The 14,293-nt window shown below is 40.5% G+C and carries 12 protein-coding genes and 1 riboswitch; of the genes, 4 read left to right on the forward strand and 8 right to left on the reverse strand.

From position 1 onward, the window contains the following. Positions 1-3,509, reverse strand: a 3,509-nt coding sequence (gene metH, locus MVE01_RS07990; protein ID WP_472561658.1) for a methionine synthase, incomplete at its 3' end; no start/stop codon positions are given. A gap of 127 nt (positions 3,510-3,636) precedes the next feature. Next, positions 3,637-3,711: riboswitch (cyclic di-GMP riboswitch) on the forward strand. Here metH and MVE01_RS07995 point away from each other — a divergent pair. Continuing rightward, the gene (locus tag MVE01_RS07995) at positions 3,680-4,255 is read left to right on the forward strand and encodes a PAS domain-containing protein (RefSeq protein ID WP_472561659.1); all 576 of its coding nucleotides are present in this window, start codon (positions 3,680-3,682) and stop codon (positions 4,253-4,255) included. Its footprint overlaps the riboswitch before it by 32 nt. Before the next feature lie 15 nt (positions 4,256-4,270). Here MVE01_RS07995 and MVE01_RS08000 read toward each other — a convergent pair whose 3' ends face one another. The 4 genes from MVE01_RS08000 to MVE01_RS08015 all read right to left on the reverse strand — a co-directional run bounded on the left by MVE01_RS08000 (position 4,271) and on the right by MVE01_RS08015 (position 7,852). After that, positions 4,271-4,501, reverse strand: coding sequence for a hypothetical protein (locus MVE01_RS08000; protein WP_472561660.1), 231 nt, complete (start codon positions 4,499-4,501; stop codon positions 4,271-4,273). A gap of 110 nt (positions 4,502-4,611) precedes the next feature. Beyond that, positions 4,612-5,568: a UDP-3-O-(3-hydroxymyristoyl)glucosamine N-acyltransferase gene (gene lpxD, locus MVE01_RS08005; RefSeq protein ID WP_472561661.1), complete on the reverse strand. Its 957-nt coding sequence runs from the start codon at positions 5,566-5,568 to the stop codon at positions 4,612-4,614. A gap of 101 nt (positions 5,569-5,669) precedes the next feature. Further along, entirely contained in the window at positions 5,670-6,149 is a 480-nt protein-coding gene (gene ilvN, locus MVE01_RS08010) for an acetolactate synthase small subunit (RefSeq protein ID WP_472561662.1), read from the reverse strand. Further along, complete coding sequence (locus MVE01_RS08015; protein WP_472561663.1) at positions 6,149-7,852, reverse strand: acetolactate synthase large subunit; 1,704 nt, start codon at positions 7,850-7,852, stop codon at positions 6,149-6,151. Before MVE01_RS08015 ends, ilvN begins: the two co-directional genes overlap by 1 nt. A gap of 260 nt (positions 7,853-8,112) precedes the next feature. On the opposite strand from MVE01_RS08015, the gene MVE01_RS08020 reads away from it, so the two are divergent. Together MVE01_RS08020 and MVE01_RS08025 are read left to right on the forward strand one after the other, a co-directional pair. Continuing rightward, complete coding sequence (locus tag MVE01_RS08020) at positions 8,113-9,666, forward strand: oxygen-binding di-iron domain-containing protein (protein WP_472561664.1); 1,554 nt, start codon at positions 8,113-8,115, stop codon at positions 9,664-9,666. Further along, a complete protein-coding gene (locus tag MVE01_RS08025) occupies positions 9,659-10,348 on the forward strand; it encodes a response regulator transcription factor (RefSeq protein WP_472561665.1) in 690 nt (229 codons plus the stop codon). Before MVE01_RS08020 ends, MVE01_RS08025 begins: the two co-directional genes overlap by 8 nt. A 207-nt stretch (positions 10,349-10,555) precedes the next feature. On the opposite strand, the gene MVE01_RS08030 is transcribed toward MVE01_RS08025, so the two are convergent. Together MVE01_RS08030 and ilvA are read right to left on the reverse strand one after the other, a co-directional pair. Beyond that, entirely contained in the window at positions 10,556-11,473 is a 918-nt protein-coding gene (locus MVE01_RS08030; protein WP_472561666.1) for a Ppx/GppA phosphatase family protein, read from the reverse strand. A 35-nt stretch (positions 11,474-11,508) separates the two neighbouring features. Continuing rightward, positions 11,509-12,720 carry a threonine ammonia-lyase gene (ilvA, locus tag MVE01_RS08035; RefSeq protein ID WP_472561667.1) on the reverse strand — a complete coding sequence of 404 codons (1,212 nt, stop codon included), beginning with the start codon at positions 12,718-12,720 and terminating at the stop codon, positions 11,509-11,511. A gap of 53 nt (positions 12,721-12,773) precedes the next feature. Between ilvA and MVE01_RS08040 the strand changes: the two genes are divergently transcribed. Further along, positions 12,774-13,202, forward strand: coding sequence for a CoA-binding protein (locus MVE01_RS08040; protein ID WP_472561668.1), 429 nt, complete (start codon positions 12,774-12,776; stop codon positions 13,200-13,202). A 35-nt stretch (positions 13,203-13,237) separates the two neighbouring features. On the opposite strand, the gene trmA is transcribed toward MVE01_RS08040, so the two are convergent. Continuing rightward, positions 13,238-14,293, reverse strand: a 1,056-nt coding sequence (trmA, locus tag MVE01_RS08045; protein ID WP_472561669.1) for a tRNA (uridine(54)-C5)-methyltransferase TrmA, incomplete at its 5' end; no start/stop codon positions are given.

The raw sequence follows: 14,293 nt of genomic DNA on the forward strand, positions 1-14,293 counted from the left end.
TAATACGTAGCATTCTTATGATGTACCACAAGTGCTGTTGTACTCTGCTCAGGATGTATTTGAAAAGTCTCAGAAAGTTCTATCCCAAACTCTTCAGGTTTGAGCAGGTCAAAGATGATACGACTCTGTTCCAAGTCCGGACAGGCAGCGTATCCGAAAGAGTATCTGGCACCCTGATAGCGACGCATACGCACATCACGCAGTGTAGCACCTTCATCTTCTGCCAAGATTCCCAAGTCCATACGTATCTGTTTGTGAACTACTTCTGCCAAGGCTTCGGCAAGTTCTACAGAGAAACCGTGTACCATGTTATACTCTAGGTATTTTCCTGCATCGTAAAGCTCTTTTTCATAGGCAGAGAATTTCGCACCTGCACTTACACAGGTAATAGCTAAAATATCGTGTCTATCATGCCTGAAAAAATCACTCAATGCACGGTGTGGCTTTCTACCCTGTCTTGGGAAACTAAAAGCATACTCTGCGCGCCCAAGTACATTTTCAAAAGGTTCACGGTTGGCATTTTCATCTACATTCCATCCTTCGCTCTCATCAAAGAGCAACAGTTCCTGATCATTGCTTCTCACAGGGTAATAACCGTAGATAATGGTCGGATCAAACAACTCTTTTTCTATAAATTCCTGTTTCAGACGCTCATAGGCAGGATAGACTTTTTCCTCAAGAAGTTTTTCATACTCTGCCTTGTCCATCTTCCCTTTTTTGTAACCCCAGTGCATCTTGATGACGGATTTTTTGTTTACCCAGTCAAAGACCATATTCAGGTCAAGGTCTTTTTTCTGCATAACCCTTCTACCCCAGAATGGAGGTGTAGGTACTGGTACCAGTTGGGGCTGCTGTATCTCTTCAAAAGGAGGAATGACCACTTCTTTTTTCACTTTTTCTTTACGCTCTTTCATATCTCCTGCAAGTTTGGTATCAAGTACAGCATCAGGATTTGTTTCCTTCTCTTCAAGCCATTTTTCAATACGACTCATAGCAATAACCCCATCAAAAGCATCACGGCAGTAAAAAATAGGTCCCCTATAGATAGGGCGGCAAAAATCATCGACAAAAGAACGTGTTAAGGCAGCCCCTCCCATAAGCACTGGAGTTTCTATACCCTGTTCTGCCATGGTTTCAAGGTTATCTTTCATTACAGCTGTAGATTTAACCAAAAGCCCACTCATTCCTATCGCTTGAATACTCTGTGTATTTGCCACTTCCAGATATTGCTCAAGCTCACACTTAATACCAATGTTGACAACCTTAAATCCATTGTTACTTAAAATAATATCAACAAGGTTTTTACCCACATCATGCACATCACCCTTCACTGTACCAATGACAAGTGTAGTATCTGTCTCTTTTTCCTGCTTGGTAAGGTAAGGATTCAGATAATCCACAGTTGTTTTCATTGTCTCTGCTGATTGTAGTACGAAGGGCAATTGCATCTCTCCGCTTCCGAAGAGTTCACCCACCACTTTCATGGCATCTATGAGAATTTCATTAACGATCTTATCTGGGTGTATTTCATGGCGTGCCTCTTCCACAAGCGGGATCATACGCTCTTTGTCTCCATCCATAAGGAGCTTGGCGATCTTCTCTTCATTGGACATTGCCAAATACGCTTCATCATCTCCCTCTTCATCTATTGTTACATCTGAAAAATGCTCTATGAATTTAAAGAGAGAATTATCATCAGGATGAAAAAGCAACTCTTCACACACTTCACGGTCTGCATCACTCATCTTGGCAAGCGGGATAATATGCTTTACATTGATGATAACCGTTGTAAGCCCTGCTTGTATACAATGGTGTAGAAAAACAGAGTTTAGATAACGTCTTGCATTAGCATCAAGCCCAAAAGAAATATTTGAGAGTCCCAGTGTTGAACCCACTTCAGGGTGACGTTTGTGTAACTCTCGTATGGCCTCCAGTGTCTGTATAGCGGCATCACGGTACTCCAAGTCTCCGGAACCTACCGTAAAAGTAAGTGTGTCAAAGATGAGATTTCGTGGGTCTATGCCGTGTCCATTCACTGCCATATCATACATACGTTCTGCCTGGGCTACTTTATCTTCCTTGGTCTTTGCCATCCCTACTTCGTCAATAGTAAGACAGACAAGCGCTGTACCGAACTTCTTGGCAAGTTTACAGATGGCATGAAACTTTTCTTCTCCGTCTTCAAGATTTACAGAGTTTATGATGGGCTTTCCTCCAATACACTTCAGCCCTTCCTCCATTGTATAGACACGTGTAGCATCCGGCATAAGTGGCAGAGGGATCTTTTGGTTATATAGCTCCATGACTGCTTTCATGTCTTTGGCACCGTCACGTCCGGCGAACTCTACGTTCACATCAAGACAGTGAGCCCCGTCACGTACCTGAGCTTGTCCAACCTGAAGTGTACCCTCATAGTCTCCTGCAATAATAAGCTCTCTAAATGCTTTGGAACCCGTAGAGTTAGAACGCTCCCCTATAAGTAACGGTGCCGGTTCCTGAAAAAGCTCAGTCGTATTAAAAAGTGAAGCAATACTTGGCGCTATGCTCCCTGTAGGTGCTTTGGGTTTCATGTTGCCTACTGCTTTTTTAAGTGCCTGTATATGTTGAGGCGTTGTACCACAGCATCCGCCTAAAAAGCTTACACCGTCAAACTCGGTGAACTCCAACTGTTTGTCTGTAAATTCATCGGGTCCCATAGGATAGTAGGTATACCCTCCACGGTTTTGCGGAAGTCCTGCATTGGCATGTACAGAGATAGGTTTATGCCAAAGTTCACTTAGTGTTTTAAGGTGCTTTTTGACTTGGTCTGGCCCGGTACCACAGTTAAAACCTAAAGAAAGAATATCAAACGGTTCTAAAATAGTCACAATCGTTGTCGCATCTGTTCCAATAAGCATTGAGCCTGAGAGCTCAATAGTCACAGAAATCATAATAGGAAGTTTTACTCTTCTACCCTCATTGGCATCTTGACAGGCATGTAGCGCAGCTTTTATCTGTAATGGGTCTTGACAGGTCTCTAGCAGGAAAATATCACACCCACCATCTATAAGTCCCTCAGCTACAAGCTTGTAACCCTCATACATCTCATCATAATGGATATGTCCAAGAGAAGGTAGTTTCGTCCCCGGACCCATAGAGCCTAAAACAAAACGAGGCTGTTCAGGGGTGCTGTATTCCTCACATATCTCTTTAACAAGTAGCGCACCTTTTTTAGAGAGTTCATAGGCACGCTCACCCATACCATATTCATCAAGTACCCACGGCATAGTTCCAAAGGTATTGGTCTTAATGAGGTCTGCCCCTGCCATGGCATAACGCATGTGAATACGTTTAAGTAATTCCGGTGCCGTATCTATGAGGAGTTCATTACAGCCTTCCTGATTCATTCCTTTATCATCTATCCATGCTTCTTCCGGTACATCCAAGTCTTGTATCTGTGTACCCATAGCACCGTCAATGACAAGAATACGTTGTTCTAAAAGTGATTTGATCGTTTCAGTAATGGACAAAAGATTTCCTTATTTCATAATAGTGTATTGTAACAAAGTATGCGTTAAAGCAAAATCAGTAGTAGCTATACATTTTTCGCATCATAACGCTATAAGCTTAAGATGATATGATTCCACTCATAATATGTATTGAAAAAGCTAAACTCATTGTGAAATGAGGACAGAAAGCCATGAAACTCGTAGAGTTTGTCTGGCTGCCAATAAATATAAAGTTACTTCTCTTGTTGCTTACAATATTTCTTTTCCATACATTCCAATACTATCAATACAGAGTATATAAATTCGGGGGGATTACTATGCATCGTACTACAAAAAATACTATTACCGGTCAAGAGATAACTAAACCAAATCCTGTCAACGAAGAAGTTCTTTTCAATGGCGGTGTGATGATCACAGAAACAGATAAAAACAGTATCATTACTTATGCCAACCGAAAATTTAGAGAGATGACTGGATATACGAAAGAAGAGCTGGTAGGCTCTCCACATAACATAAACAGACATCCTGATATGCCTAAAGCTGCATTTAAAGAAATGTGGGAGATCATCAGAAGTGGTGAATACTGGGAAGGGTATGTAAAAAATATGCGTAGTGACGGAAAATACTATTGGGTAATCGTATCTATCAAAGCAAAATTCAATGAAAACAATAAGATCACTGGATATATTGCAGGAAGAAAAGTTCCCAACAGAGAAGAACTGGCTAAAATCGAGGCTCAGTACAAAGCGATGAAAGCTGCTGAATGATCAACAGATTCACTTTTATAAATTCTTTTTAGCTTCTTGAAGTGCTGCGATCACTGCATCGATATTGGCTTTTGGGATATGCACTTTCCAGTCTGGTTCCTTTGCTCCTGCCTGTAGGGTGATACCGATGCTCGCAACGCTTTCACTCTTCGTACCATAAGGCTCTGCGATTGTTGTCACAGAGATTTTTCCGTCTTTTGTACCGCTTAATGTTATTTCATCTACTTGGGTGACTGTTCCGCTCATTGTAATTCCTTTAGTTTAATTGCTATTAACCCTTACGGCGATAGCGTGATTATATATAAATTTCCTTACGTGGTAGATAAGACTACGATTAATAATTATATCAAAAAAGGTTAACGGTTTTTAACAAGTCTCATCAGAGCAGCTTGCATTTTTCGCCACAGTTTGATCTCTATTGCAGGGAAACCCGCATAGGTCTTTCCTCCTTCAAGAGATTTGGTCACACCACCTTTACCGGCAATGGTCGCAAAAGCACCCACTTCCAGATGCCCCGCCGTAGCACTCTGTCCACCCATGACCACATTACGTCCGAGTGTTGTAGAACCTGCAAGCCCAACCTGTGCAGCACAAAGTGTATGTTCTCCCACATCACAGTTATGTGCGATCTGTATAAGATTATCCAGTTTTGTACCCTTGCGAATAGTCGTTGTACCGAATACTGCTCTGTCTATGGCACAGTTTGCTCCTATTTCTACATCATCCTCAACCAAAACATTCCCGTTTTGATAGATTTTAACATGCTCCCCCAACTTTGTATGGGCAAATCCATAGCCGTCACACCCTATGACCGTACCGGAATGAATAATACAGTTCTGACCTATCTGTGTACCATGATACAATGTAACATTGGGATGCAGAAGTGTGTTTGAAGCAATAGTGACATTATCACCCACATAACACCCTGCCAACAGAGTCACATTGTCTCCCAAAGTCACATTTTTACCAAAACGTACCCGTTTATCTATGTCACACCCCTCACCCATAGCCGGATGCCCGCCTTTACTCTCAATCTTATGTGCAAAAAATTTAGATGCATAGGCTAATTTTAAATAGGCTTCATCAGTAATCAGTGCGATCGTAGTATCAGGTAATAAATCGGCATGCTCTTCGTCAATAAAAACAGCCGCTGCTTTTGTTTGAGGAAGCTCTGATGCATATTTGGCATCTGTAAAAAAAGAGAGTTGTGAAGAAGTCGCTTCTTTGAGTGTGTGAATGCCATCAATCTCGATGTCATTACCGTTAAAATCTAAATTGAGTTCTTTGGTGATTTGGGAGAGTTTATAGGTCATCATTGTCCTTGTGTAGGGTGTTGTACCCTTACAACACCAAAAATTTGATATACAATAAAAATAAAGAAGGTGTTGTCATGGGACAACACCCTACAAATAATCTAACGCTCTATAGCCACCACACCGCCACGTACTATCTCCGTTGGGTTGTAACGCTCTGCTGCTTCTATAAAATGTTTAATACGCTTAGGTTCATCAGCAACTTGTGCAATAACCATCTCTTTACCTACATTAACAATGCCACCGTTATAGGTAGAACAAAGGGCAGCAATATCAGAAAGGTTTTCGGCAATAGGGAACTTTACAAGTACCATCTCTTTTTCAACCATCTCTTCATGCTCTATGACCTTATAGACAGGTATCAATTTATGAAGCTGTTTCGTGATCTGTTCCATTACTTTGGTCGAACCGTTTGTCGCAATGGTGATATGCGACATTTCGGAGTTCGGGATAGGTGCAACAGTCAATGACTCGATGTTATACCCACGACCTGCAAAAAGAGCAGTTACACGTGCCAATACAGAACTTTCATTCATGACCACAACAGAGATAACACGTCTTTCATTTGTTGAATGTGCCATTACTTCTCCTCCCCTTCTGTTTTTTGAGGCAGCATCATATTAAAGAGTGCACCCCCTGAAGGTACCATAGGAAGTACATCTTCAAAACGGTTCGTTTGTACATTCATAAAACATACTTTATCTTGTTTTATGGCATCTTCCAATGCTGCATCAAATTCTGCTTTGGTCGTTACATCATATCCAATCCCTCCACATGCCTCAGCCAACGCTTTAAAGTTTGGTTGGAACGAAAGATCGGTTTCAGAATAACGTTTCTCATAGAAGAATGTCTGCCACTGTCTTACCATTCCAAGGAAATGGTTGTTAAGGATCACGTTAATGACCGGTATCTTATACTCTGCTGCCGTTACCAGTTCCTGCATATTCATCAAGATGGAACCATCACCGGTAATGTTAATGACCGTTTTTTCAGGGTACGCCCTTTTTGCACCAATCGCTGCAGGAAAACCAAAGCCCATGGTACCAAGTCCACCGGAATTGATCCACTGGCGTGGTCTGTCAAACGGATAGTGTTGTGCTGCCCACATCTGGTGCTGACCCACATCAGAAGTAATGATCGCATCCTCACCGATAAGTGTACCAATACGCTCGATCGCCCATTGCGGCTTGATGACTTCATCACTGTCTACATAGGACTGTGGATGAAGTACATCATAACGCTTCAGTATCTCTCTCCATGCATTGTATCTGTCCGTATCTACATCATCAAGCAGGGGGATCATCTTTTCAAGCACCTGTGTCACATCCCCGACAATAGGATAGTCTACATCTACAAGTTTTCCAATGTTTGCTGCATCAATATCTACATGAATAATATCTGCATATTTAGCAAATTCTGAAAGTTTCCCTGTCACCCTGTCATCAAATCTGGCACCAAGTGAAATGACCAGATCGGTTTCTGACATTGCCATATTGGATGCGTAGTTTCCATGCATACCGAGCATACCAAGAAGCAGTGGATTCTTTGCTCCCATGACACCTCTTGCCATCAATGTCTCAACAGCAGGTATCTGTGTTTTCTCTGCCAATTCCCGCACAAGATCAGCTGCATTGGAAAGGACAACTCCTCCACCAAGATAGAGTAGTGGCTTCTTTGCAGACTTGATCGCTTCAACAGCTTTTTCTATTTGTCTTTTATTCCCTTTATAGGTCGGTTTATATGAAGGGATATCTACAGAATCAGGATACGCAAAATCACCAATATCTACCGTAATATCTTTAGGAATATCCACAAGTACCGGTCCGGGTCTTCCGCTTCTGGCAATGTAAAACGCCTCTTTCAGCACACGGGGTAATTCTTCAAGTGTACGTACCAGAAAATTATGTTTCGTACAGGGTCTCGAAATTCCTACTGCATCGATCTCCTGAAATCCATCCGTACCAATGAGGGACAAAGGCACCTGCCCTGAAATGACCACCATAGGGATAGAGTCCATATAGGCTGTTGCCAGTCCGGTAACGGCATTGGTAAATCCAGGTCCCGAAGTCACCATAGCGACCCCGACTTCACCTGTAGCTCTAGCATAACCGTCTGCTGCATGTACAGCAGCCTGTTCATGACGGTTTAGAATATGTTCAAACCCGTTCTGTTTGTAAATTTCATCATAAACGTGCATGATCGCACCACCCGGGTAACCAAATACGGTCTTGACCCCCTCGGCGATAATTGCTTCACACACCATCTGTGCACCACTCATCTGCATGGTTTACACTCCATTCTTTTTATTTTTATAATATTTGGATTATAGCTAAAAATTATTAGATTGCTCTTTTGCAATTGAAATAATAGTATTTGACTTTTTTTTGACTTTTTTTTATTATAATTGTAACCATGAAGTGAGGATAGGCACTTCATAGGCTTACACTAACTTGAATGAGTTTTTAAATTCTTATTTACATATTTTCATCCCTCCTTTTATAAATAGTAAGTTGTTAGTGTAATCCTGATTTCTTGATGAAAATCATGAAAAACTCTTCCTTCTTTTACTATACTTCTTACATGGATTTCACACAAGCAATAGAGATAGCCAAAAATATTTACTGGGTTGGTATGTATCTTCAGAATGATCCTTTTCAGTGTCACCCCTATTTTATTAAAAATGGCAATGCATCTGTTCTGGTAGACCCCGGTTCCATGTTGGAATTTGATGCAGTCGTAAAGAAGATAAACACCATCAGTTCTATGCAAAATGTTAAATATATCATTTTACATCATCAAGATCCCGATCTTGCAGCTTCTGTACCTGAAATGGAAAAATTGATCGATCGTAACGATTTACAGATCATCACACATAGCCGAATGGTTCCTTTAGTTAAACATTATCTCATACAATCAGACTATTATGAAATCGACAAACATCAACATAAACTTCAATGCGACAATTTACATTTGGAATTTTTAACAACCCCTTACTGTCACTCACCCGGGGCATTCGTTACCTATGAACCACAGACAAAAACTTTACTATCAGGAGATATTTTTGGAGGGATCGAAGAATCTTGGGAGTTTTTTGCAGGAGATGACTACTTTGAAAAAGCCAAGCAGTTCCATGCAGAATATATGCCAAGTCGAGACATTTTCAACTATGCACTCTCTAAAATAGAAACACTGGAGATCGATCTTATTGCACCACAACATGGCTCTATCATCAAAAAAGAACAGATCATGCCGCTTATTGAACAAATGAAAGCTTTAGAGTGTGGGCTGTATGTTGAAAAAGAGTATCGTGATGAGCTTCTCTATACAATCGAAGCACTCAAGCAAAAAGATATGGCTCTTATTGCTTCACTTGAACAACTCAAAGAGAAAGAGGAGTTTCTTTTTCAAAAAGCGAAAATGGCGGATATGGGTGAGATGATAGGAAATATCGCACATCAATGGCGTCAACCCTTAGCCATAAACAATACGATCATTTCCATTCTTAAAGAAAAATCCCAAAGAGAGATCCTTGATGATACAGAGTTGATGACAAAACTAAAAGAGATGGAGAATAACATACAATATATGTCAAGAACCATTGATGACTTTATGCGTTTCTACCATCCGGCAAAAAAGAAAACAAACTTCTGCGTCTGTGATGTCGTTGAACATGCTTTGACCATCATGCGTCCTATGTTGAATAAAGCAGGTATCGATATCTGTTTCCAAAATTGTGATGATGCTTACATCAACGGCTATATGAACGAGTATACACAAGTCGTTGTCTCTATTTTAACCAATGCAAAAGATGTTTTGATCCATAGAAAAACAAAGAATGCTACTATCGATATGGTTCTATCTCAGGATAATAAGAATGTTGTCCTCACGATAAGTGATAATGCAGGAGGGATCAAAAAAGAGCATATCCACCGTGTATTTGATCCCTATTTTACCACTAAACATAAATCTATGGGAACGGGGCTCGGGCTTTATATTTCCAAGATGATCATTGAAAAAAATATGGGTGGTACGTTAAACGTACAAAATATTAAAGAGGGTGCAGCGTTCAGTATAACAATGGAGAAGGCAGATGGATAACAGTAAGATCAGTGATGTTTCAATACTCATTGCAGAGGATGAAACCAAACTTTTAAATTCTATGGTGGAGTATCTTCAGCTCTTTTTTACACATGTATATGCAGCTGAAGACGGAATAAGTGCATATGAAATATACCAGAAAAAGAGACCAGATATTATCGTTGCCGATATTCATATGCCACGACTTGACGGACTCTCCATGATAGAGAAGATCCGTAAAAATGATGAAACTACCAAGATCATCATTACTACTGCCCATTCAGACAAAGAAAAACTTTTGCAGGCTATAGAACTGCATTTGGTAAAATATTTGGTTAAACCTGTACAAAGTGACAGACTCAAAGAGCTTCTTTTTAGCCTTGTTGATGAATTGCGTAAAAAGAATCATCTTATCTATCTGAAAGAAGATTACTATTGGGATGAGCATACGCATAAACTCTATCAGGATAAAAAAGAGATACTGTTAAAACCAAGAGAACAAAAGCTTCTTGCGCTTTTATGTACCAAGGCAAATCAAACTGTCTCTTCCATCGATATTTATAATACATTGTATGAAGACCAGCCTGAACGTGATTTCTCTTCAAATGCTATTACTTCCCTAATAAAACGTGTGCGGCATAAACTTCCCAAAGAAACATTAAAAAGCAGTTATGGAATAGGCTATATTTTAGTCACAAAATAATAAAAAAAATCATTTTGACAAACTTTGACAAACTTTTCTACTATACTTCTACTTAAGAGGTGAGACAGTACATATCCCCCTTTGTAATTGTACTTATAAAAACACCTCTAAATTACTACACTGACCAATAGGTTTCTTCCAACCTATAAATAATAGACTTTCTTTTGTATGTCTCTTCTTTTTTTGATTTGGTTAGTGTAGGGATTTTCACTTATCACACCCTTTTAAAGCAACACCTTCACGCAATCCGTCATCTACCACCACACATTTTTCAAATTCAACGATAGTAAAAAGTTGTTTAAAAATGAGTATCCCCGCAGCGATCAGATCACTTCTGCCTGTACCTACTGTGACTTCTCTCTCTTCAAGGGGCATAGCCAGAAGTTTTTTCAAATAAAGATCCAATTCACTCATCACTAATGATGTACCATTTATTTTAGAAGCATCATAGCTCTCATAGGTCTGTCCAAGTTTCATAGCTGCTACTGTTGTAGGTGTACCGGCTGTGGCGACAAACGAGTCTACTTTACCTTTCGTTGCATATACTTCAGCACAGAACATTTGCATCTCAAACATGACTGAGGAGAGTACCTGATCTATCTTTTCTAATGTTTGATAAGTTTGGGCGATCGTTACAATACCTACAGGAAAACTTTTGGAAATAGTTTTATCCGGGTAGCAAAAGATCAGTTCTGTTGATCCCCCGCCTATATCAACCAGCACAAAACTTTGTGATGCATAGTGTAATTTACGCAACCTGTTCTTTACTGCCAAAAGAGTATATTCCGCCTCTTTTTCTCCGGAAATTATCTCGAAAACAATCCCTGTCTCTTCTTCTATACTTCTTAGTACTTGTACTTTGTTTGAGGCCTGTCGCAGCGCTTCAGTAGTCACTGCTTTTATACGCTGTTCAGAAAAATCAATCACCTGCTTTGCTTCTTTGATCGCTGCGATCACTCTAGCTACTGCTGCATCATTAATGAAACCATGTTCTCTTAAACCGTCTGCTGTTTTAACGATCTTTTCAAATGCAGCTACAGCTTCCTCTGCCTGGCAATCGTAGCAGAGCACACGCAATGTATTTGAGCCCAGGTCAATTGCAATAATTAAATCCTCACTCCTCACTCCTCACTCCTCACTTAATATTGCAAAGTAATATTTTAGTGTTCTTCTTTAAAAGAAAATCCACTCTCTTTTAACTTCTCTCTTATCAATGCCTGATGTTCTTCACCTTTTGTCTCCAAAGCCACGGAGACGTGGGCATCTCCAAACTTCAAATCTATAGAAGTTCTGTCATATCCTATTTGTACAATGTTAGCTCCCACATCCGTGAGTATCTGTGTAAATGACTGTAAGGCTCCGGGCTTATCTACCAGTGTGACCATCAGCTTCATTTTGCGCGATGATTTCATCAAACCTTTCTCAATGATCAAAGAAAGCATCGTGACATCAATGTTTCCTCCACTCAGTACCACACCTATTTTGGACCCCTTGGGAAGATCCAGTTTGCCATGCAGTAAAGCGGCTACACCTACTGCACCCGCACCTTCTACAAGCACCTTTTGTTTCTCAAGCAGAAAGAGGATCGCTGAAGCGATCTCATCTTCTCCCACACTTTTAAAACTGTCTACATTTTTTAGAATATACTCCAGTGTGATCGCAGAAGTATCCCGTACGGCTATCCCGTCAGCAATCGTTCTTACCGAAGTAGTATCAAGCGGTTGTTTTGCATCATAAGAGTTCTTCATAGCCGGAGCACCCTGGGCAGAAACACCGACTATTTTGATCTGAGGATTCAATGCTTTTGCAGCAACACCCATACCGGAGATAAGTCCTCCACCACCCACAGGAACAACCAGTGCATCAAGGTCGTCTACCTCTTCAAACATTTCCAAAGTCACTGTACCCTGACCGGCCATCACTTCCTCATCAGTAAAAGGATGTACAAAATTATAGTTATTCTCTTTTGCAAAAGTCACTGTATACGCATATGCTTCATCATAATTGCCACCATGCAGTATGACTGTTGCACCAAACTCTTTAACCCCCTGCACTTTCGTAAGCGGTGTAGACTCAGGCATGACGATGGTTGCATCTATACCGAAATGTTTAGCAGAAAATGCTACCCCCTGTGCATGGTTTCCTGCACTTGCAGCCACGACACCACCTTTTTCTCCATTCTCTACCAAAGAGGCTATTTTATTGAAAGCCCCTCTGAGTTTAAAGGCACCTGTACGTTGAAGGTTCTCTTTTTTCAGATACACTTCATATCCGCTCATTTGTGAAAGTATCGGTGCATAGGAGAATGGCGTACGATGTACTATTCCCTGCACTCTTTCATAGGCTTTTTTTATACTGTTTAAGTCCAACATTATCTTTCCTAGATATTATAATGATTGAATTATATCGAAATAAAGGATAAATCATGGAGTGTGAATTTCCGACAGTCAACAGTAATAAAGAAGAGATGAAAGAGATTTTTAATACCGTAAAGACCATTGCCATACTGGGACTCTCTCCCAATGAGAGCAAAGCAAGCCACCGTGTAGCCAAATATCTTCAGGAGGCAGGATACAGGATCATTCCTGTTTACCCGAAAGAAGAGATCATTTTAGGTGAAAAAGTCTATCGCTCTTTGGCAGAGATCCCATTGGAGGTCGATATGGTAGATATCTTCAGAAAACCTGCTGCATTTGATGCGATTGCCGATGCATGTATCGCACGTGGAGATGTAAAGGTCTTCTGGGGACAGGTAGGACTTGTCAATAATGATGCTGCTCAAAAAGCCAAAGATGCAGGGATAAAAGTCATTCAAAACTACTGTGCAATGGTAGAGCATAGAGAATTAATATAAGGGAACCCTCTGAATAACCTGGATGTTCAGAAGGTTTAACTCTTTTTTACCAAAAATACCCCGCTCTCAACATGCTCTGTATGCGGGAACTGGTCATAGATGGCTGCTTCTTTTACTTCATGGGTTTTCGTCAATATTTCCAAATCACGTGCCAATGTTTCAGGGTTGCAGGAAATATAAATGATATTTTCTAGTTTTGAGACAAGTTTGATCGTTCCCTCATCCAGCCCTGCACGCGGCGGATCAACCAGTACAGTAGTGAAATCATACGATTGGAGATCAATATCTTTTAATCTGTTAAACTCTCTTTTACCCTCAAGTGCTTCTGTCATCTCTTCAGAGGCGAGTCTGGCAAAGGTAATATTTTCTACTCCGTTAAGTTTACAGTTCTGCTTTGCTGCATGTATGGAACGTTTACTGATCTCCGTTGCCAACACTTTATCAAAATAATGAGAAATCGGCAGCGTAAAATTCCCTAATCCGCAGTATGATTCCAGAAAGTCTCCATACTTTACTTGTTTTACCTGCTTGATCGCCCACTCGATCATTTTAACATTGACTGCCGGATTTGGCTGGGTAAAGCCGCTCTCATACTGCACATAAGTAAACATTTTTCCATCTATTTCCAACTTTTCAGTCACAAATTCATCAGAGAGTATCACCTTTTGCTTACGGCTTCTTCCCATCACTTTACAGTGAAGTTCTGACTCGATCATTTTGGCTTCTTTACTCCATGTATCGTCCAGTTTTCTATGGTAAAGCATTGTGATCAAACACTCATCTATAGTCGTTGCCAAAAACTCTACGGCAAAAAGACGCTTTTTAAGTACTTCCGTAGAAGCATTGATCTTCTCAAGTAACTTCCACATGCGCTTCTCTATAGGTTCAATAACTTTAGGACACTCTTCTATACTCACAGCACCGTTTTTTGTAATATTCCCCATCGCATAGTCACACCTCTCACCCTCATGCCAAATACGAAATTCACTCCTTGCACGATAATGAGAATCACGAGAGTCAAACACTTCCAATGCTTCTTGATAGAAAGGAAAAAGCAGTTCACTTACCTTTTTCTCTTTTCTCTCCAACTG

This window comes from Sulfurovum sp. (assembly GCA_026990595.1).
Classification (GTDB): Bacteria; Campylobacterota; Campylobacteria; order Campylobacterales; family Sulfurovaceae; genus Sulfurovum.